Here is an 18,850-nt window from a genome sequence, read left to right on the forward strand (position 1 = left end):
CTACCACTTGTTGTGGCAGTTCCAGTGGCCGGGCACCCAGTGCTGCGAGTGGCCCTTGCCCCACCAGCCGTCGTGCCAGTTGCCGTGGTGGTCGCGGTAGCCCTCGTGCCAGGTGCCGTGATGCCACTTGGACTCCCAGTGGCCCTTCACCCAGGTGCACCGGTCATGGCGGTCCCACCGGTTGTGGTGGTCCCACCGGTCGTGCCGGTCCTGGCGGTGGTCACGATCACGGTCACGGTCGCCGGTGAGCGTCGAGCTCACCGTGGCGGATGCCGCCGGGGCGGCGTTCGCGGTGCCGGAGAGGCCCAGCAGCGAGCCGCCGGCCAGCAGCCCGGCGGACGCGGTCCCGACGAGCAGGCGCCGTGTGCGCAGCGAACCGGTCATCGCACTCACCTCCTTCCCTTCATCGGACGGTCGGTTCAGCGGCCCCCTCAACCTCAGGAGCCTCACCAGGGATTCGCCACGCACAGCGCGAGGGATTGGAAAAACCTCATCTACGGGACAAAACATCGCGACGCGAAGGGGATCGCCACCTACCGACGAGTAGAGCATTTGCAAGGCAGAATCATGAGATCAACCGTATCTGCGGCCTTATCTGGCTGATACATTCCGCAGGCGCAATCCGCACGCCCCATCCCGTCACGGCAGTCCCCGACCTGGTTCGACGCCGTGCCGAGCACCTCGGTCAGACCGAAGCCCCGAGAACCACCACGGATGCGTCGGAGGCCGTGCGGCCACGGCCGCCTCCAGCCGAGATCCACCTCCGAAGGGGAAATCCTGATGCGAAAGATGCTTCTGCGGCGCCCGGCCGCGGGAAAGGCGCTGGTCGTGAGCGCCCTGCTGGCCCTGGCCGTACCGGGAATCGCGTACGCCAACACGGTCGGCGTGACCGTGAAGACCCCGGGCGCCACCGCGGGACCCGGCTCCGCCTTCTCCGAGATATCCACCAACGCCGCCTGTAGCAGCGGCCTGATCTCCGGTGGCGGGATCAACCAGGCCATCGGCACCGGCACCTCGTCGAACGGCAACAAGATCAACGGCACCTCGCCGAGCCCCGACGGCAGCACCGAGTACACCGGCTCCACCGGCGTGGTCGGGACCGACGTGGCCTACTGGCTCGGCATCGGCGGTAGCGGCGGCGCGGTGAACGCTTCCTTCTCCAGCACTCCGTACGCCCTGTGCTTCACCAGCAATCTGATCAACCACACCCAGGTGGTCATGAACAAGACCGCCGGACCCACCACCAGTGGGACGGTGGGCCTGGTCACCGCGAGCTGCCCGGCCAACACGCGGCTGATCGGCGGCGGCGCCCGCATCACCCCGGCGAGCGTCGGCAGCCTCAAGCCCATCGCGAGCTTCCCCACCTTCAACGACTCCGCCCACGGCTTCGGTCAGAAGGCCGCGGCCGACGGCGAGAACAACCCCGACTCCTGGACCGCGGTGGGCTGGAACGGCGGCGGCGGCAACAGCAACAACACCACGTACGCCTACGCGATCTGCAGCGGCAACAACATCAACGTCAGCGGTGCCACCGTCAAGGTCCGCCACAGCGAGGTGAGCGGCCCGACCGCGGCGACCAGCGGCCAGACGGTCACGGTCGGCTGCGGCGGCAACGACGGAAAGCTGGTCAGCGGAGGCGCCGCGATCAGCGGTGGCAACGTCACGACCACCGCCTTCACCGGCCCCGGATCGGTCGGCGACCACCTCAACGGCAGCTACCCGAGCACCTCCGGCGGCACCCCGGTCAGCGACGGAACCACCACCGCCGCCTACTGGACGGCCGTCACCCACACCGGCGGGGTCAGCTCGCCGGGGACCTACTCCGACGCCTGGGCGCTGTGCGCCGATGACGGCGTCTGAGCCACCGGCAGCTGCCCGCATCTTCCCAAGTACTCTCGTTTGGATCCTCGTTGAGCATCTTCAGAGCCAAGACAGCAGTGGCGGCCGGCGTGACCGGTCTGCTGGCAGCCGTACTGGTGGCCGCACCCGCGACCGCCGACCCGGCCGGGGCGCCGTCGCCCTGCGGTGCGGGCGGCACGTTCACCGCCTCGCCCCCCACCTGCACCTACACGGCGGTCGGTACGGACACCTTCACCGTCCCTGAGGGCGTGAGCGCCGTCACCGTGGACGTGTTCGGAGCCGAGGGCGGCAGCGCGGCCGGCTTCGTCACCCCCAATCCCCCGAACGAGGGGGCGGCCGGCGGACTCGGCGGCGAGACCCGCGCGGGCCTCGCCGTGAGCGCGGGCCAGAACCTGCAGATCACGGTGGGCGGCGCCGGCAGTTCCGGCAGTTCGCGGCGCGGCGAGTACGCCCGGCCCGGCGGCACCGGCCACGGGGCCGGCGGCGGCGGTGCGCACGGCGGGGGCGGTTCCGGCGGCGGCGCCACCGATGTGCGCGTCGGCGCCTTCGGACCGGCCGACCGGGTCCTCGTCGCCGGCGGCGGCGGGGGCGCGGGCAACGGCGGGCCCCTGCTGCACGGCGGCCACGGCGGCGGCCCGGCCGGTGAGCCCGGCGGCCAGGGCGGCGGTCCGGAAGGATCCGGTCTCGGGGGCGGGGGCGCGACCCAGACCGCGCACGGCACCGGCAGCCGCACCTCGCCCCTCGGCGGCCCCGGAATACCCGGAGGCGACATCGACCCCAACACCGGACTGCCCAACCCGGGCAGCGGCGGCCCCGGCGGCAACGGCGCACGCGGAGGCAACGGCGGAGGAGGCGGTGGCGGAGGCTACTTCGGCGGTGGCGGCGGCTCCGGCGGCGGTAACCCCGACAACCTGTACGGGGCAGGCGGCGGGGGCGGCAGCGGCTTCGCGACTCCGGCGGCCACCGACGCCGTCCTCCTGCCGGGGGTGAACCGCGGCAACGGCAAGGCGGTCGTCTCGTTCCGGTACGGGTCCTCGCTCACGGTGGCCGCGGACACGGACGCACCGCTGTTCGGGCACCCCGTGACCCTCACCGCGACCGCCGCCCCGGCGCATCCGGCCGCGGGCGCTCCGGGCGGGACGGTCACCTTCTTCGACGGGACCACGGCACTGGCGACCGTGCCGCTCGACGGCGGGCGGGCCCGGCTGCGCACCGCCGCGTTCCGGCCCGGCTCCCACGCGATCACCGCGACCTACGGCGGGGATGCGAGCCACACGCCGAGCGCGACGGCCGGGCCGGCCCCCGTCACGGTCGGTTTCAGCCTGCCGTGCATCACGACGGCACGGGTCGGCACCCTGACGGTGGCCGCCGGCCAGGCGCTCTGCATCGCCTCGGGCGGCAGTCAAACGGGCCCGGTCGAGGTGGCTCCCGGCGGGTCCCTGGCGATCACGGACGCCCGTGTCACCGGGCCCGTGTCCGCCGAGGGCGCCCTGGCCCTCGCCCTCTGCGGCTCACGCCTCACCGGCCCCGTCTCCGTCACGGACAGCGCCGGCTACGTCCTGGCCGGCTCGGACGACGGGCCGACCGCCTGCGCCGGCAACACCTTCCAGGGTCCGCTGACCTTCGGGGGCAACACCGGCGGCCTCCAGGCCTCCGCCAACACGGTCACCGGACCGGTACGGATCGACGGCAACAGCGGCGACGGACCGCTGCCCGGCGCGGACGTCCCGGCGTTCCGGGCCAACCGGGTCACCGGACCGCTGCGTTGCGAGGGCAACGCACCGGAGCTGGTGCAGACGGGCACCGTCGTCCAGGGGCCCCGGTCCGGCCAGTGCCGCCCGGCGCCGTAACCGCACCCGCTCCTTAGCCGGCAACGCCGGGCGGTGACGCACGGGCACCCGGGACGATCCGTCCCGGGTGCCTCGCCGTTCGCGGCCGGAGCGGCACCGCCTATGCTGCGGGCGTGCCGTCGTACTCGATGGGCGTTGCCGCCCAACTGCTGCGCGTGAGCCCCGAAACCGTCCGCCGGTGGGCCGAGTCGGGCCGACTGCCGGCCGACCGCGCTCCGGACGGTTCCCGGGCCGTCGACGGCGTGGCCCTCGCCGCCTTCGCCAAGGAACGCGCCACCGGGATGCACCCGTTGCCGCCCGGCACCGCCCAGACCTCCGTACGGAACTCCTTCGCCGGGATCGTCACCGCCGTCCGGCTCGACGAAGTGGCGGCCCGCGTGGAGATCCAGTCGGGGCCGCACCACGTGGTGTCCGTGGTGACCAGGGAGTCGGTCGAACAGCTCGGCATCACGGTCGGCTCGACCGTCACGGCGCGGGTGAAGTCCACCGAGGTCCACATCGCCCTGCCGTAGGCCCCCGCCCCGCCCCCGGGGCGGTCATCCGCAGAGCAGCGCCGCGTACAGGTCCAACTTGTGGTCGAGGCGCGACAGATCACGGCCCGTCAGGACCTCCACCCGCTCGATCCGGTAGTGCACCGTGTTCACGTGCAGGTGGAGCGCTTCCGCCGTGCGGGCCCAGGAGCAGTTGTTGGCCAGGAAGACCTCCAGGGTCTCCCGCAGCATCCCGTCCCCGAGCGCCCCCAGGGTCCGCGTGCCGTACACCGTCCGGACCTCCGGCGGGATCCCCGCCATCAGCTCCCCGAGGGTGTCCAACTGCTCGACCCCGCGTACCGGAACCGTCTCGTCCGCCGAGGTCAGTGCGAACCGGGCCTGGCTGAGCGAGGCGCGCAGCCCCTCCAGGCCCTCGGCCCGCGTGCCGAGGCCCAGTCGGAGCTCCGACTGCGGTCCCCCGCACTGCTGGAGCACCGGCCAGAGCGCGCGGAGGGCGCCGGCCGCGTCGGTCGCGGAGGCCGGGTCCTCGTGCAGCACCGCCACCGAACGCCCCACGGCGTAGGTGGCGCCCTCCAGGTGGCGCAGGCCTTCCGCCAGGGCGTCGCCCGAGGTCGCCGCCAGGACCCGGTACGCCCCTCCCACGGGCAGCCCGGCGCCCGCGAGCGCCTCCTCCAGGGCTCCGGTGTCGGCCGGGGCGGGGCCGGCGGGCGTTCCTTCCAGCACGCCGATCAGCTCCTGCCCGGCCAGCCGCTCGGCGGCGAGCCGGCGGGTCTGCCCGCTCCGGCTCTGGGCGAGCACCTCGGCGATCTCGTGGAGCACCCGCGGGGGCGCCGCGTCCGGGTCGGGCACGTGCAGCTGCCAGGCGTCGTACGGGGAGCTCTCGGTCTCGATGCGCAGCCAGACCCCGCCGCGCGCGGCGGCGGCCGACGCCTGCCGGGCGGGCAGCTCGGGGGCGGACGGCGTACGGGCCACCGTGCGGCCGCTGGCGGTGAGCAGGTAGCAGGACACCCGGCCGAGGTGCGCGCAGGCCCGGTCCAGGAGTTCGTCCGGTCCGGCCCCCGCCTCCACGAGCCGGCTCAGCTCGCCGCGCACGTTCTCGGGGAGTGCGAAGAGCCGGGTCGGGCGGCGGCTCAGGTCGCCCCACTGGCGCAGGTACACGGCCTCGGTCACGGCCCGGAAGCTGGTGCGCGCGGGGACGGCCACCAGCGGCACCCGGTGGCTGCGGCAGGCGGCGAGGACCTCGTCGGGGACCCTGCCGTGCGTCTCCTCCCCGGCCAGCAGCGCCGTGGCTCCGGCGTCGGCGAGCGCGCCGACGAAGCGGTCCGCCTTGGCCACGTCGCCCTCGGCCCACCACACCAACCCGCTCAGCACGAGCTCCCCCGGCCCCAGGAAGCGGCCGGGCTCCTCCAGGTCGGTGGCGGTGACGCCGGCGACCTCCTGGCCGAGAAGGGCTTCCTCGCCCCAGAGCAGGTTGAGCCCGAGGCTGTCGAGCTGGAGCAGGTCGAGGACGTGCATGGCGGGGACTCCTTGCGGCGGGCGGACGCCCACATTCGCGAGGTGAATAGAGGCTGAGCCATCGTAAATGCAAGGTGAAGCACCCGATAGGCCTCTTGGTTGATCCTCCGGGAGGGAGGGTTTCGGGCTCGTCCGATTCCGTGGCCGGGACCAGTCGTTTCACCCCCGCTCCCGTTGCTTCACTGGCCGAAACCCCCTGTCAGGCCAGAAAGGCTGGTGGCGCGAATTGGATCTCAACACGGTGCTCGACGTGCGCGACGCCCGCCGCCGCGAACCCTGGCGTCCCGGCGACGCCTGGCTCGGCGGCGGCACGTACCTCTTCTCCGAGCCCCAGCCGCACATCCGCCGCCTCGTCGACCTCTCCCGCATGGGCTGGCCGCCGCTGTCCTGGCAGCCCGACGGCTCCCTCGACATCGCCGCGACCTGCACGATCACCGAGCTCTCGCGGTTCGCCCGGACCCTGCCGACCACGGCCGCCCCGCTCTTCGAGCAGTGCTGCCGGGCCTTCCTCGCCAGCTTCAAGATCTGGAACATGGCGACCGTCGGCGGGAACCTCTGCAACGGGCTGCCCGCCGGTCCGATGATCTCCCTCACGGCCGGCCTCGACGGCACCGTCTTCCTCCAGGGCCAGGACGGCGCCACCCGCCGGATGCCCGTCACCGAGTTCGTCCTCGGCGCCGGCGTGAAGGACCTGCGCGAGGGCGAGCTGCTGCGGTCCGTGCGCCTGCCCCCGAACGCGCTGGACTCCCGTACGGCCTTCCGCCAGGCGTCCCTCTACGGACTCGGGCGCTCCGGCGCGCTGGTCATCGGCGCCCACGACCCCGCCGACGGCTCCCTCGCCGTGACGGTCTCCGCCGCCACCACCCGCCCCTTCCGCTTCTGGTTCGCGCTGCCGCCCACCGCCGCCGAACTGCGCGGGGCGATCGACGGCGCCGTCCGGCCCGACGAGTGGTACGACGACATCCACGGCCTGCCCGAATGGCGGCGCCACATGGCCCTGCGCCTGGCCGAGGAGATCCGCCGCGAGCTCACCACCGAGGACCCCCGATGACGTACGAGATCGAGATCAACGAGCGGCGTTTCGACACCGAGCCGCGGGCCGGCCAGTGCCTGCGCACCTACCTGCGCGAACGCGGCTGGTTCGGCGTGAAGAAGGGCTGCGACCAGGGCGACTGCGGGGCCTGCACGGTCCACGTCGACGGGCAGCCGGTGCACAGCTGTCTCTACCCGGCCGTCCGCGCCGAGGGCCGCAGCGTCACCACCGTGGAGGGCCTCGCCCGCTCCTGCGGCGAGCTCCACCCGGCGCAACAGCAGTTCCTGGACGCCCAGGGCTTCCAGTGCGGCTTCTGCACCGCCGGTTTCTTGATGACCACCGCCGCCCTCCAGGCCGAGGAGGGCACCGCCCACGACGACGGCAAGCTCCAGGACCTCCCGCGCGCCTTCAAGGGCAACATCTGCCGCTGTACGGGCTACCGCGCCATCGAGGACGCGTTGCGCGGGGTCAAGCACACCGAGTCCCCGGAGGCCGGGCAGGCCGTGGGCAAGTCCCTGGGCGCCCCCGCCGGTCCCCTCGTCGTCACCGGCACCGCCCGCTACACCTTCGACGTCGAGGTGCCCGGGCTGCTGCACATGAAGCTGCTGCGCTCCCCGCACCCGCACGCCCGGATCGTCGACATCGACACCAGGGACGCCCTCCAGGTCCCGGGCGTGCACGCGGTCCTCACCCACCACGACTCCCCCGACCGGCTCTACTCGTCGGCCCGGCACGAGCATCCGACCGAGGACCCGATGGACACCCGCGTCCTGGACGACGTGGTCCGCTTCGTCGGCCAGCGCGTGGCGGCCGTCGTCGCGGACAGCGAGCAGGCCGCCGAGGAGGGCTGCCGCCGGGTGGTCGTCACGTACGAGGAACTGCCGTACGTCATCGACCCGGAGGAGGCCATGCTGCCGGGCGCCCCCGTCCTCCACCCCAAGGGCCCCGAATCGGGGATCTTCCGCGCCGAGAACAACGTGTGCGGCGAGGTCCACCACACGATCGGCGACATGGAGAAGGGGTACGCGGAGGCTGACGTCGTCTACGAGGAGACCTTCCAGACCCAGCGCGTGCAGCACGCCAGCCTCGAGACCCACGGCAGCGTCGCGTACTTCGAACCCAAGGAGGAGGGCGACGGCGAGCGCATCACCGTCCGCTCCTCCACCCAGGCGCCGTTCCTGACCCGGCGGGCGCTGTGCGCCCTCTACGACCTCGGTGAGGACGAGGTCCGCGTCGTCGCGGGCCGCGTGGGCGGCGGGTTCGGTGGCAAGCAGGAGATGCTCACCGAGGACATCGTCGTCCTCGCCGTCCTGAAGCTGCGCCGGCCGGTGAAACTCGAATTCACCCGGGCCGAACAGTTCTACGGTGCCACCACCCGCCACCCCTTCAAGATCACCATCAAGATCGGTGCCAAGGCGGACGGCACGCTCACCGCGCTGCGCATCCGCGTGGTCTCCAACACCGGCGCCTACGGCAACCACGGCCCGGCGGTCATGTTCCACAGCGTGGGCGAGTCCTTCGCCGTCTACAAGGCGCCGAACAAGGAGGTGGAGGCGTACTCCGTCTACACCAACGGCGTCCCGGCCGGTGCCTTCCGCGGCTACGGCCTGGGCCAGGTCCTGTTCGCCCTCGAATCGGCGATGGACGAGCTCGCCCTCCGGCTCGGCATGGACCCGCTCGAACTGCGCGAGAAGAACGTCATCGGCGCCGGCGACCACATGGTCACCCCGATCGGCCACGAGGAGGACCTCTTCATCGCCTCGTACGGGATGAAGCAGTGCATGGACGTGGTGCGCAAGGCCATCGCCGAGGACCGCAGCCACGAGGACGTCCCCGAGGGCTGGCTCACCGGCACGGGTTCGGCGGTCGCCATGATCGCGACCGGCCCGCCGGGCGGCCACTTCGCCGACGCCCGGATCAGTCTGCTGCGCGACGGCACGTACGACATCGCGGTCGGCACCGCGGAGTTCGGCAACGGCACGACCACCGTCCACAAGCAGATCACGGCCGGTGCGCTGAACACGACGGTGGACCGGATCGCGGTCCGCCAGTCCGACACGGACGTCGTGCGCCACGACACCGGCGCGTTCGGCTCGGCCGGCACGGTGGTGGCGGGCAAGGCGGTGATGCTGGCGGCGAACTCGCTCGCGGAGCGCCTGCAGACCTTCGCGGCCCGGCACACGGGCGTGGCCCGGCACCTGTGCAAGCCGGGACCCGAGGCCTTCGACTGCGCGGGCCGGACCGTCACCCTCAAGGAGCTGTACGAAGCCGCGTACGACAAGGGCAAGCTGGAGGAGATGGCCGCGGACGGCCACTGGACCGGCTCCCCCCGGTCGGTGGCGTTCAACGCCCAGTGGTTCCGTCTCGCCGTCGACCCGCACACCGGCGAGATGAAGATCCTGCGCAGCGTGCACGCGGCGGACGCGGGCAAGGTCATGAACCCGATGCAGTGCCGCGGCCAGGTGGAGGGCGGTGTGGCCCAGGCGCTGGGCGCGACCCTGTTCGAGACGGTACGGGTGGACGAGCGCGGCGAGGTCACCACGGCGGCGTTCCGCCGCTACCGGCTCCCGCAGTACGCGGACGTCCCGCGCACGGAGGTCCACTTCATGGAGACCTCCGACGCGATCGGCCCGCTCGGCGCCAAGTCGATGAGCGAGAGCCCCTTCAACCCGGTGGGTCCGGCCTTCGCCAACGCCCTGCGGGACGCGACCGGGGTGCGGTTCACGGAGATGCCCGTAACGAGGGACGTCGTCTGGCAGAAGATGCAAGCCGCGAGGGACTAGAACGCACTCACATGCGACTCACATAGTGAGATGCAGCTTGCAGATACGTTTCCGAGGCGACGGGACGTGGGAATCGGGCTCGTATGGCCAAACTCATGCTGCACGGAGACCTCGACCGCCCGGCCCTGCTCAGCGTCGCCGACCTGCGCGAATGGGAGCAGCACCGGGCCAAGGTGGTCTTCGACTGCGCGACGAACGGCCCGCAGCACCACGTCTTCGAGGGCGTGCTGCTGCGCGACGTGGTCGCGAGCGCGGGGCCCGCCTTCGACGCCCGGCGCCGCAAGGACCGGTCGCGCTTCCTGCTGGCGGTCAGCGGCGGGGACGGCCACCACAGCGTCCTCGCCTGGGCCGAACTGGACGCCGACTTCGGGGGCACCCCGGTGCTGCTGGCCACCCGCCTGGACGGGGAGGACCTGGACGGGTCCGGGGCCCAGCTGGTGGTCCCCTCGGACCGGTGCGGGGCCCGCTACGTCAGCGCGGTCACGCACGTGTGGTTCGGCGCCCTGGCGGCGCCGGGCATCTGAGCCGGCCGGGACGGTGCGACCGGATCAGGCGCCGGCGAGGGAAATCTCGGTCGATTTGATCAGCGCCACGACGGAGGACCCGGGGACCAGGCCCAGCGCCTGGACACCGTCGGCGGTGACGGCCGCGGTCAGCCCGCCCCCGTTCACGTTGACCTTCACGGCGGCCATGGCCGGGCCGACGGCGACGTCGGACACCGTGCCCGTGATCTGGTTGCGGATGGAGATGTTCTCGACCGGCCCGGTGGCCAGGGCCACTTCGGTGGCCTTGACGAGCGCCTTCACCGCGGAACCCGAGGTGATGCCGAGGTCCTTGACGGCGTCGGCGGTGATGGCCGCGGTGATCTCCTGACCGCCGTCCAGCCGGACCTTGACCGTCGCCATGGCCTCGCCGACGGTGACGGCGGTGACGGTGCCCGCGAGTTGGTTGCGGATGCTGAGACTCATGAAGGTTCGACCTCTTGCGTAGGCGCCTCGCGCGGTCCGAAGGGGCCGCACGCAACCGAACGTAGGCGCATCCGATCCGGTCCGGGCCGATCCCCCTCGCGCCCGCGCGCCAGAACCACCCGACCGGCTGGCCCGGTGCTTCACTGGGGAACATGCCATTCGACCGCTACGGCGTGCTGGCCGGGACCCTCCACGAGCACTTCCGCGACACCCCCGACACGGAGGGCGCCTGGTTCCACGTCAACCTCCGGGTCGACGCCCCGGACGGGCGGTACAAGTGCGCCGTCGACGTGGACAGCCACGACTCGCAGACCGGCGTCCAGTGGAAGGTCTTCACCGTGGACGCGGCGGCGCTCGGTCCGGTGGCCGCGATGGCGCCCGGGTTCCACGACCTCGACCGCGTGCCCAGGTCCGGATCCCTCGACTACCTCCGCCATCCGGCCCTGCGCAGGCTCCAGGAGTGGCCCGGGTGGCTGCCCGGCCCGCTGGGCGAACTCCTCGACCGGCTGCTGAAGTCCTCCCCGCCCTGGACCTCGGGCTCCAACGTCGAAGCCGCCAACGCCTTCGAGCCGATCCTCGCCGTCGGACGGCCGGTCCTGGTCTTCGGCGAACCGTTCGACACCGGGCTGGGCGTCCACAACATCCACCAGAACCAGGGCGACGCGTACGGCAGCCAGTGGTGGCCCGAGAACGGCATCTGGCAGGACGGCGCGACCATGACCCGCCGCCCCGACGGCCGTTTCGACGTGTTCCTGAACAAGTTCTCCGGCCAGAAGGACCACACGGACGCCGAGGGCCATCCGATCTGAACACGGCCGGAGTCGGCTCTGGATCCGCCTCCGACCGGGTCGCCCCCCGACCCTCAACGGAATCGGTCCTGGTCCGCCGGGAACTCCGGGCGTCCCCCGTCCGACTACTGCCGCGTGGGAGGCGGATCCTCGCCTTCCCTCGCGGCGGAGGAGGCGTGAGATGGGCGGACTGGATGTGCGCATGCGGGACGTCGTGTGTCGGCACGGCCGGGTGGAGGCCGTCTCGGACGTCGATCTGGAGATCGCCGCCGGTGAGCGCGTGGCCCTGACCGGCACCAACGGCTCGGGCAAGACGACGCTGCTGCGCGCCGTGCTCGGTCTGCACCGTCAGACGACGGGCTCGATCACGGTCGGCGGCCGGGAGGGCCGGTCGCCCGCCGAGTGGGCCTGGCGACGCCGGGCCTGCGCCTGGATCCCGCAGAAGCCGGCCGCCGGCCGTTTCCCCCTGCTCGGCGCCGAACTGCTGGCCGGCAGCAACGCTCCGGCGGAAGCGGCCGCGGCCGCGGAGCGGCTCGGCGTGGGTCCGCTCGTCGGGCGACCCCTGCACACCCTCTCCGGCGGCCAGTTGCAGCGGATGTACCTCGCCCGCGCGATCGGCTGCATCGCCGCGGGAGCCGAGCTGCTCCTGGCCGACGAGCCGACCGCCGCCCTCGACTTTGACGGGCAGTCGGAGGCCGCGGACGTCCTCACCTCCCTGCCGGTGACCCTCATCGTGGTGACGCACGACCGGGCGCTGGCGGACCGCTGCGACCGCGTACTGGAGATGGCCGCGGGCCACCTGCGGGAGGTCCGGTGAACCTCGCCGTGCACCTGGCCACCGCCGACCTCGGCGAACTCCTCCAACTGCTGCCCGTACAACGGGCCGGCGTGGCCCTGCTGTTGGCCGCCATCGGCCTGCCGGTCATCGGCGTGATCATCGTCGGGCTCGACATCATGCCCGTGCGGTTCGCGATGATGCACGTCGCCCTGCTGGGCATCGCCGTCGGACTGCTCACCGGACTCGACCCCATGCTGTGCGCGCTGGTGGCCTGCGCGCTGGCCGGCGCGGGCGTGGCCCCGCTCGCCCGGACCCCGGACGGCCTGTCGGGGGCGATGGGCCTGCTCATGAGCCTGGCCATCGCGGCGGCGCTCCTCCTGCTGGCCGTGTCGGGGGTCAACGCCTCCGGGGCCTTCGCCCTGTTGTGGGGCTCCATCCTGTCGGTGGGCTCGGCCGACCTCGTCGTCCTGGGCGTACTGGCCGTGGTCGTACCGGGCCTGTTCTGGTGGCGGCGGCGCGAGATCGGCCTGTTGCTGTACGACCGCGAGCTCGCCCAGTGTTCCGGCGTACCGGTGCGGGCACTGACCGCCGCACTGCTGGTCCTGGTCGCCATCGCGGTCGCCGGGGCGATCAAACTGACCGGCGCGCTGCTCGTCGACGCCCTGACCCTGCTGCCCGCACTCGCCGCCCGCCGCCTGGGCAGCTCACTGAAGTCGATCACCCTCTGGGCGATCGGCATCGGCGTGGCGGTGAATCTGACGGGGTTCCTGCTGGCCCTGTGGCTGGACTGGCCGCCCGGCCCGGTCCTCGTCCTGACCGCGGGGGCACTGGTCCTCGCGGTGCATTTCATACCCGAACGGAGAATCAGCTCATGGCGCGCACCCGCGTCCGTATCACTTCCCTCCTCGCACTGAGCGCGGCGCTCGCTCTGACCGCCGCCTGCGGCAACACCCCCTCGTCCCAGGACGCGAAGTCCCAGGACGGCACGCAGCCGCAGGCCAAGAAGCCGGTCGTGGTCGTCACCACCACCTGGGAGGGCGCCTTCGCCAAGGCCGCGGGCGCCGAGGACGTCAAGGTCATCGTGCCGCAGTCCGTCCACCACGCCCCGGACTACGACCCCAAGCCGTCGGACCTCGCCGCCGTGGCCAAGGCCGACTTCGTGCTCTACGCGCCCTTCGAGCCGTACGCCGCGAAGATCAAGGAGGCCGCGGGCTCCAAGGCGAAGCTGGTCGAGGTGGAGCTCGACAACGATCCCACCAAGGCGTCCGCCGAAGTCGCCCGGCTCGCCGGTCTGTTCGGTACCCCCGAGGCCGCCACCCAGTGGAAGACCGGCTTCGACACCGAGTACACCAAGCTGAACAAGGACGTCCAGGCCGCCTGGCCGGGCGGCAAGGCCCCCTCCGTCGTCAGCCAGGTCTTCACCACCTGGGCCGCGAAGCTCGCGGGCGCCACCCCGGTGGGCACCTACGGACCCGAGGCCGTGACCCCGGCGCAGCTGGCCGAGCTCGCGGCGAAGAAGCCGGAGCTGGTGCTGGACAACGCGCACATGTCCACCGGCACGGTACTGCCCGACTCCGGCGCCAAGCAGGTGAAGATCGTCAACTACCCGGGAGAGGATCTGGACCTGCTCGCGGTCTACCGCAACGCCGCGGCCGAGCTGAAGAAGGCCATGGGCGGCTCCTGAGCACGACACCGGCCCCCGCACGGTGCGGGGGCCGCACGTGCGGGGGTCTCAGTAGGCCGTCCAGGGCACACGGCAGACGTGGGGGTCCGCTTCCTCGGGGCACAAGGTGCTGATCACAGCTCTGCGGATCACCCGGTGCGCCCGCCGGGAACACACCAGCCGGACGCGCAGCTCGACCGCTCGCCGTTCGCCGCTGCCCTGCCCGGGATGTTCCACGGCCCACTGGTGCGCGAGGTAGTCGTACGCGTCCGCCGTCGCCCCCTCGCTCCCGGGGAGGGAGTGCGCGACGGTCACGCCGGTGATCCGGGTGTTGCGGGCGTTCCGGGAGCGCACGGCGTCCTCGACGAGGCCTTCGACCCACGCCAGCCCCTGTTCGTCCGCGTACAGACCGAAGGTCAGTGTGCGCGTCCTCATCGCGTCAGGCCCTTGTGGTGTTCGGCGTCGCCCTTGGCGAAGACCGTGGTGAACCATGCGTACACGGGGGCGAGCGTCGGCGACGCGGGCCAGCCGTTGACCACGGCGAGGAGCCGCCAGTAGCGCTCGGCGTGGGGGTCGCAGGTCGTCCGCAGGCGGGCGAGGAGCCAGCGGCGCAGATCGCCCTCGTCGGCGCACTCGAAGGCGTGGGCGTAGAGGCCGCCCAGTGAGTGGGACAGGAACACGCCGCCCGCCGAGGCCGGTACGAGGCCGGCGGACACGGCCTCGGCCATCCGTTCGCGCATCGCCCGGTTGAGGGCGTCGTGCAGCGTGCCGACGCCCTGCCGGTCGGGTTCTTCGGCCTGCTCCTCGGCCATGCGGCGCAGCGCGCCGCGGAAGTCCTCGTTCTGGCAGAGTTCGGCGAGTTCCACCCAGGCCTCGACCTGTTCGGGCGTGGGATCGTCGGGGAGCTCGGGGGTGACGGTTCGCATCAGTGTCTCGAACTCAGGATTGGAATGCGGGACTTCGAAGGCGTCGTCAACGAATCCGGAGACGAGTCGGCGTCGTTCGACCTGGGAGAGCGTGGCGAGTCGGTGCATGAGGTCCATCTCCAGGGGGGTGGTGCCGCGTCTGGCGACCGTGCGCAGGACGGCCCGGCGCAGGCGCAGGGTGCGGATCTGCACGTCCAGGGCGTTGGCGTGCGCTGCTGCGACGTCCGGCAGGGACATCTCCCGGTCCAGGACCCGGCGGATGGTCGCGAGGTCGAGCCCGAGATCGCGCAGCGTGCGGACGAGGTCCAGGCGGGCGAGCGCGTCGGGGCCGTAGCGGCGGTAGCCCGCCGGGCTGCGGTCGGTCGGGGGGACGATGCCCCGGTCGGAATAGAACCGGATGGTCTTCACGGTGAGGCCGGTCCGGCGGGATAGGTCTCCGATGGAATGGAGCGTGTCGCTGTCCATGCCCCCAGCTTGGTGTCTCCCCCCACGGGAGACTCAACTGGGGCCCGGGGCTGCTCACATGGGTGCGGGAAGGGGTCCCGGCGGCGGGCGTCCGGCCGCTGCCGGGACCCGGACGTCATCCCGCCTGGGCGAGCGGCGCAGGAACCGCGGCGGTCGCCGCGAGGCGCTCGCGCAGGGCGGCGCGGTCCGGTTTGCCGGCCGCCGTCAGGGGCAGTTCGGCGATCAGGAGCAGCCGCTCGGGGTGCTTGCTCCGCTCCAGCCCGCGCCGCGTGAGGTGTTCGCCGAGGGAGGCGAGGGTGAGGGGCTGTCCTGCGCGCGGCACCACGCAGGCCGCCAAGCGCTCCCCCATCAGCGGGTCCGGCACGCCGATGCAGGCCACGTCCCGGACCTGGGGGTGGGCGGTGAGTTCGCGTTCCACCTCCGCCGGGCTGATGTTGGCACCGCCGCGGATGACGATGTCCTTGAGGCGGCCGACGACGTGCAGGACGCTGTCGGAGTCGAGGTACCCGAGGTCACCGGTGCGGACCCAGCCGTCGGGCGTGCGGTAGCGGGCGTCCAGGTCGGGCGCGCCCACGTAGCACAGCGGGGTCATCGGGCCGCGCGAGATGATCTCGCCGACGGCGCCGTCGGGCAGCGGTTCGTGCGTGTCGGGGTCGGCGATGCGGATCTCGGCGACCCGGGGGTCGGGATGGCCGGCGACGACCCCGGACCCGTCGGTGGGCGGCACCGTGTTGCCGAGCCCCGTGTGGCAGTTGACCCCGTCGGCGGAGCCGTAGAGGTTCACCACGGGACAGCCGAAGGCCTCGGCCGCGGCGGCCGCGGTGGTCTCGTCGAGGGGCGCCCCGCCGAGGACCAGTGCGGTGGGCGCGGGCAGCTCCTCGTCCGTCCCGTCGAGGCGTTCGAGCATCATGCGGACCATGGTGGGCACGCCGAGGACGTGCGTCGGCCGGTGCTCGCGCACCGCCGCGATCGCCGCTTCCGGGCTGAAGTGGTCGAGCAGGACGAGGGTGCCGCCGTGCCGGGCGAGGGTGACGGCGGTGCCGTTGGACCCGAAGGCGGACGCCAGCGGTACGAGGAAGAGGCAGCTCGGCGGGGTGCGGTCCGGGATGAGGGAGGCGAGGAAGTTCCCGCGTCCGCCGGCCAGCGCGTTGTGCGAGTACGCGATCATCTTCGGCTCGGCCTCGGAGCCGGAGGACACGAGGATGCGGGCGGCGCTGTCGGGATCGGGCCGGGCGGGGACGAATCCGCTGGGGTCGGACCGCATCAGCCCCGATAGCTGAATCGTTCCTTCAGGTGCGGTTCCGGGGCCGGCGGCGATCACGTGGCGCAGGGCCGGAAGCGCCCGGGCGAGCGTGCTCAGATCCGCCGCGTGCCGGTAGTCCCGGTGCTCGGTGGCCGCGATGACGGCGACGGCCTCGGCGCGGCGCAGCAGGCACTCCGCTTCGAGGACGCCCCGGCCCACCGGGAAGGGGAGGGCGATCGCGCCGAGTGCGGCGAGCGCGAGATCGGCGATGACGGCGGAGCGGTTGTTGGGGAGTTGCACGCCGACCACGTCGCCCGGGCCGATGCCCAGCTCCCGCAGGCCGGTGGCCAGACATCGGACCTTGCGGTCCAGCGCGGTGTAACAGAGCTTGCCCTTGGCGTCGATGACGGCCGTGCGGTGCAGGTCGGCGATCTGGCGTGCCCGGAAGAGGCTGTAGAGGTCGAGGTCGGGGCAGGTCCCGTCGACCACCCAGGACCGGCGGAGTTCGGCGGGCAGCAGGTCGTGCAGGACGAGCCTGTCGGCGGTCATACGAAGCTCCAGGGGTCGGGGACTGCGGGGGCGCCGTGCGCGTCGCGGCTGATCGAGCCGGAGAAGCGCGGATCGTGGTGCAGGTCGGACAGTTCGGTGGTGACCGCGGTCGCGGTCAGCCCGTGCTCGTTCAGCCGGGCCAGGGCCTCGGTCGTGGACAGGCCGCCCAGGTCGTGGGCGGCCACGGCGCCGGCGTCGGCGTCGGTGGGCGCGAGCCAGCCGTCCGCCGTCGGCCGCGGGAGCCGGAATCCGGCCGGTCGACGGGGGTTCTCCCCGCGGGCCGCCCGGCGCAGGGCGGGGGCGGTCAGCGTGTCGGCCGCGCCGAGCAGGGAGGAGTCCACCCGTACTCCGTGGCCGCTGCGCTCGCGCAGCAGCAGCCCGGCGAGGACGGCCTCGGCGCCGAGCAGCCCGCCGAGCACGTCGAGCAGGGTCATCAGCGAGGGCGCCGGGGCCTCGCCCTCGGGGCGGACGGCCTCGCCGACGCCCGTACGGGCCTGGACCATGAAGTCGGTGCCCATGGGGGCGTCCTCGATCCGGTCGGCCCAGCCGCTGGTGTACGCGTAGACGAGCGCGGGGTTGACCCGTGCGAGGTCCTCGGAGTCGAGGCCGAGCTCGGCGGCCTTGCCCGGCGCCCAGTTGTGCAGGAAGACGTCGGCCCCGGCCGCCAGTTCCCGCAGCCGTCGGCGGTCGGCCTCCCGCTTGATGTCGATCTCCACGGCCTGCTTGCCCCGGTTGAGGGCGAGCCAGCGCGCCGAGATCCCGGAACAGGCCGGGGGCATGCCGCGCAGCGGGTCGCCGCCCGGCGGTTCGATCCTGATCACGTCGGCGCCGAGGAGCCCGAGCAGGTGCGCCGCGAGCGGTGCCTGGATGCGGCGGCCCGCCTCCAGCACGGTCAGCCCGGCCAGGGGCCCGCCGGAGTGTGCCGCTCCGGGCAGCCGGGCCGACCTGGCGGTGAGACGTCCGGTGACCGACCGTGCCAGGGACCAGGGGGCGGCGTCGTCGTGTTCGGCGGCCCGTTCCGCGGCCCGCTGCGCGAGCGGGTGCAGGGCGCACACCTCGGTGCCGTATGCGGCTGCGGCCCGACGGATCCGGTCCCAGGTGTGGGACCGGGCCGTGAGGTGGAGGGCCGCCGGGAAGGGGGCGCAGGCGGTGGCGTAGCGGAACTGGAAGGGTCGCCAGCCCGCCCGCAGGGCTTCCGCCGGGGCCTCCAGGGCCTTCCAGAACGCCGCCCAGGCGCCCGGGTCGAGCGTCTCCAGTTCGAAGAGGACGCCGTCGGCCGAGGTGAACGGAGGTCCTCCGGGGGCGAGTTCGGCGGCCTCGCCCTCGTCGGCCCCGGCGGCGGCCAGGTACTGGGAGACCGCGAGCAGGCCCGCCCGGTCCGCGCTGGTGGTGACCGCGCGGGCGGCGCCGCCGCGGGCCTGGCCCACGAGAGCCGCGAGCAGCCCCTGTACGGCCAGGACTCCGGTGGCGGTGGCCGCGTAGTCGACGGCGAGGCCGCGCGGGGCGCCGTCGCGCCGGCCGTGCACGGCCATGATGCCGGTGGCGGCCTGCACCGTGGCCTCGTCGGCGAGCCCGCTCAGGGGATCCGCCCAAGTGGCGCTCGCGTGCACCGGGTCGAACCCGCCGCCCGTGAGCGTGGTGCCACCGGTACCGGTGGCGGCGCCCGTGGACGCGTCCCCCTGTGCGGGACGGTCCGTCCGTGCGCCGAGCAGCCGCAGGTGGTCGGAGACGACTCTCGCGATCTGCGGGGGCCCCGAGGTGTCGAAGCGCAGTGTGTCGAGCGGCCGGACCGTCTGCGTGGTTGCTGGTGACGCCATGCCTCTCCTCTCCTGGCGCGGCGGTGGCCGGCGCCCGGGTCTTACCGAATCTGGGGAACCCGGGAGCGTCCGCACCCGACCAGTTCCACGGACAGTGAGTCGGTCGGCCCTTCCCGCGAGT

General features: G+C 73.0%; 17 protein-coding genes. 10 read left to right on the plus strand and 7 right to left on the minus strand.

All coding sequences use genetic code 11. From position 1 onward, the window contains the following. Positions 1-384, minus strand: a complete 384-nt coding sequence (locus tag OG386_RS08965) for a hypothetical protein (protein WP_328787635.1) — start codon at positions 382-384, stop codon at positions 1-3. Positions 385-780: 396 nt separating this feature from the next. Between OG386_RS08965 and OG386_RS08970 the strand changes: the two genes are divergently transcribed. The 3 genes from OG386_RS08970 to OG386_RS08980 all read left to right on the plus strand — a co-directional run bounded on the left by OG386_RS08970 (position 781) and on the right by OG386_RS08980 (position 4,222). Continuing rightward, positions 781-1,860: a hypothetical protein gene (locus OG386_RS08970; RefSeq protein ID WP_328787636.1), complete on the plus strand. Its 1,080-nt coding sequence runs from the start codon at positions 781-783 to the stop codon at positions 1,858-1,860. 50 nt (positions 1,861-1,910) lie between these two features. Further along, on the plus strand, positions 1,911-3,710 hold the full coding sequence (locus tag OG386_RS08975) for an Ig-like domain-containing protein (protein ID WP_328787637.1): 1,800 nt from the start codon (positions 1,911-1,913) through the stop codon (positions 3,708-3,710). Positions 3,711-3,823: 113 nt separating this feature from the next. Next, the gene (locus OG386_RS08980; protein ID WP_328787638.1) at positions 3,824-4,222 is read left to right on the plus strand and encodes a TOBE domain-containing protein; all 399 of its coding nucleotides are present in this window, start codon (positions 3,824-3,826) and stop codon (positions 4,220-4,222) included. 24 nt (positions 4,223-4,246) lie between these two features. On the opposite strand, the gene OG386_RS08985 is transcribed toward OG386_RS08980, so the two are convergent. After that, complete coding sequence (locus tag OG386_RS08985) at positions 4,247-5,716, minus strand: PucR family transcriptional regulator (protein WP_328787639.1); 1,470 nt, start codon at positions 5,714-5,716, stop codon at positions 4,247-4,249. Between the two features lie 226 nt (positions 5,717-5,942). Here OG386_RS08985 and OG386_RS08990 point away from each other — a divergent pair, with 226 nt between their 5' ends. The 3 genes from OG386_RS08990 to OG386_RS09000 all read left to right on the plus strand — a co-directional run bounded on the left by OG386_RS08990 (position 5,943) and on the right by OG386_RS09000 (position 10,056). After that, positions 5,943-6,767 carry an FAD binding domain-containing protein gene (locus OG386_RS08990; RefSeq protein ID WP_328787640.1) on the plus strand — a complete coding sequence of 275 codons (825 nt, stop codon included), beginning with the start codon at positions 5,943-5,945 and terminating at the stop codon, positions 6,765-6,767. Further along, on the plus strand, positions 6,764-9,532 hold the full coding sequence (locus OG386_RS08995; RefSeq protein ID WP_328787641.1) for a molybdopterin-dependent oxidoreductase: 2,769 nt from the start codon (positions 6,764-6,766) through the stop codon (positions 9,530-9,532). The genes OG386_RS08990 and OG386_RS08995 overlap by 4 nt, the downstream gene beginning before the upstream one ends. 83 nt (positions 9,533-9,615) lie before the next feature. Continuing rightward, positions 9,616-10,056: a molybdopterin-dependent oxidoreductase gene (locus OG386_RS09000; RefSeq protein ID WP_328787642.1), complete on the plus strand. Its 441-nt coding sequence runs from the start codon at positions 9,616-9,618 to the stop codon at positions 10,054-10,056. Positions 10,057-10,080: 24 nt separating this feature from the next. Here the strand turns inward: OG386_RS09000 and OG386_RS09005 are convergent, their stop codons facing one another. After that, positions 10,081-10,500, minus strand: a complete 420-nt coding sequence (locus OG386_RS09005; RefSeq protein ID WP_328787643.1) for a TOBE domain-containing protein — start codon at positions 10,498-10,500, stop codon at positions 10,081-10,083. Between the two features lie 152 nt (positions 10,501-10,652). Between OG386_RS09005 and OG386_RS09010 the strand changes: the two genes are divergently transcribed. From OG386_RS09010 to OG386_RS09025, 4 genes are all read left to right on the plus strand, one after another. Further along, positions 10,653-11,309: a DUF2278 family protein gene (locus OG386_RS09010; RefSeq protein WP_328787644.1), complete on the plus strand. Its 657-nt coding sequence runs from the start codon at positions 10,653-10,655 to the stop codon at positions 11,307-11,309. A 160-nt stretch (positions 11,310-11,469) separates the two neighbouring features. Continuing rightward, a complete protein-coding gene (locus OG386_RS09015; RefSeq protein ID WP_328787645.1) occupies positions 11,470-12,105 on the plus strand; it encodes a metal ABC transporter ATP-binding protein in 636 nt (211 codons plus the stop codon). Then, positions 12,102-12,980 (plus strand): metal ABC transporter permease, encoded by an 879-nt coding sequence (locus tag OG386_RS09020; protein WP_328787646.1) that lies wholly within the window; start codon positions 12,102-12,104, stop codon positions 12,978-12,980. The genes OG386_RS09015 and OG386_RS09020 overlap by 4 nt, the downstream gene beginning before the upstream one ends. Continuing rightward, positions 12,938-13,750, plus strand: coding sequence for a metal ABC transporter solute-binding protein, Zn/Mn family (locus OG386_RS09025; protein ID WP_328787647.1), 813 nt, complete (start codon positions 12,938-12,940; stop codon positions 13,748-13,750). Before OG386_RS09020 ends, OG386_RS09025 begins: the two co-directional genes overlap by 43 nt. A 48-nt stretch (positions 13,751-13,798) precedes the next feature. Here the strand turns inward: OG386_RS09025 and OG386_RS09030 are convergent, their stop codons facing one another. The 4 genes from OG386_RS09030 to OG386_RS09045 all read right to left on the minus strand — a co-directional run bounded on the left by OG386_RS09030 (position 13,799) and on the right by OG386_RS09045 (position 18,729). Beyond that, positions 13,799-14,164 carry a hypothetical protein gene (locus OG386_RS09030; RefSeq protein ID WP_328787648.1) on the minus strand — a complete coding sequence of 122 codons (366 nt, stop codon included), beginning with the start codon at positions 14,162-14,164 and terminating at the stop codon, positions 13,799-13,801. Then, complete coding sequence (locus OG386_RS09035; RefSeq protein WP_328787649.1) at positions 14,161-15,120, minus strand: MerR family transcriptional regulator; 960 nt, start codon at positions 15,118-15,120, stop codon at positions 14,161-14,163. The genes OG386_RS09030 and OG386_RS09035 overlap by 4 nt, the downstream gene beginning before the upstream one ends. Before the next feature lie 115 nt (positions 15,121-15,235). Continuing rightward, positions 15,236-16,912, minus strand: a complete 1,677-nt coding sequence (locus OG386_RS09040; RefSeq protein WP_328787650.1) for a class I adenylate-forming enzyme family protein — start codon at positions 16,910-16,912, stop codon at positions 15,236-15,238. Beyond that, positions 16,909-18,729: a CoA transferase gene (locus OG386_RS09045; protein ID WP_328787651.1), complete on the minus strand. Its 1,821-nt coding sequence runs from the start codon at positions 18,727-18,729 to the stop codon at positions 16,909-16,911. Before OG386_RS09045 ends, OG386_RS09040 begins: the two co-directional genes overlap by 4 nt. Positions 18,730-18,850 lie beyond the last annotated feature (121 nt).

This window comes from Streptomyces sp. NBC_00273 (genome assembly GCF_036178145.1).
Classification (GTDB): Bacteria; Actinomycetota; Actinomycetes; order Streptomycetales; family Streptomycetaceae; genus Streptomyces.

Coding starts and splice junctions, on each gene's coding strand:
- OG386_RS08985 (WP_328787639.1), bottom strand. CDS start 5,716: ATGCACGTCCTCGACCTGCTCCAGCTCGACAGCCTCGGGCTCAACCTG.
- OG386_RS09000 (WP_328787642.1), top strand. CDS start 9,616: ATGGCCAAACTCATGCTGCACGGAGACCTCGACCGCCCGGCCCTGCTC.
- OG386_RS08995 (WP_328787641.1), top strand. CDS start 6,764: ATGACGTACGAGATCGAGATCAACGAGCGGCGTTTCGACACCGAGCCG.
- OG386_RS09025 (WP_328787647.1), top strand. CDS start 12,938: ATGGCGCGCACCCGCGTCCGTATCACTTCCCTCCTCGCACTGAGCGCG.
- OG386_RS09005 (WP_328787643.1), bottom strand. CDS start 10,500: ATGAGTCTCAGCATCCGCAACCAACTCGCGGGCACCGTCACCGCCGTC.
- OG386_RS08965 (WP_328787635.1), bottom strand. CDS start 384: ATGACCGGTTCGCTGCGCACACGGCGCCTGCTCGTCGGGACCGCGTCC.
- OG386_RS09030 (WP_328787648.1), bottom strand. CDS start 14,164: ATGAGGACGCGCACACTGACCTTCGGTCTGTACGCGGACGAACAGGGG.
- OG386_RS09010 (WP_328787644.1), top strand. CDS start 10,653: ATGCCATTCGACCGCTACGGCGTGCTGGCCGGGACCCTCCACGAGCAC.
- OG386_RS09015 (WP_328787645.1), top strand. CDS start 11,470: ATGGGCGGACTGGATGTGCGCATGCGGGACGTCGTGTGTCGGCACGGC.
- OG386_RS09040 (WP_328787650.1), bottom strand. CDS start 16,912: ATGACCGCCGACAGGCTCGTCCTGCACGACCTGCTGCCCGCCGAACTC.
- OG386_RS09045 (WP_328787651.1), bottom strand. CDS start 18,729: ATGGCGTCACCAGCAACCACGCAGACGGTCCGGCCGCTCGACACACTG.
- OG386_RS08970 (WP_328787636.1), top strand. CDS start 781: ATGCGAAAGATGCTTCTGCGGCGCCCGGCCGCGGGAAAGGCGCTGGTC.
- OG386_RS09035 (WP_328787649.1), bottom strand. CDS start 15,120: ATGGACAGCGACACGCTCCATTCCATCGGAGACCTATCCCGCCGGACC.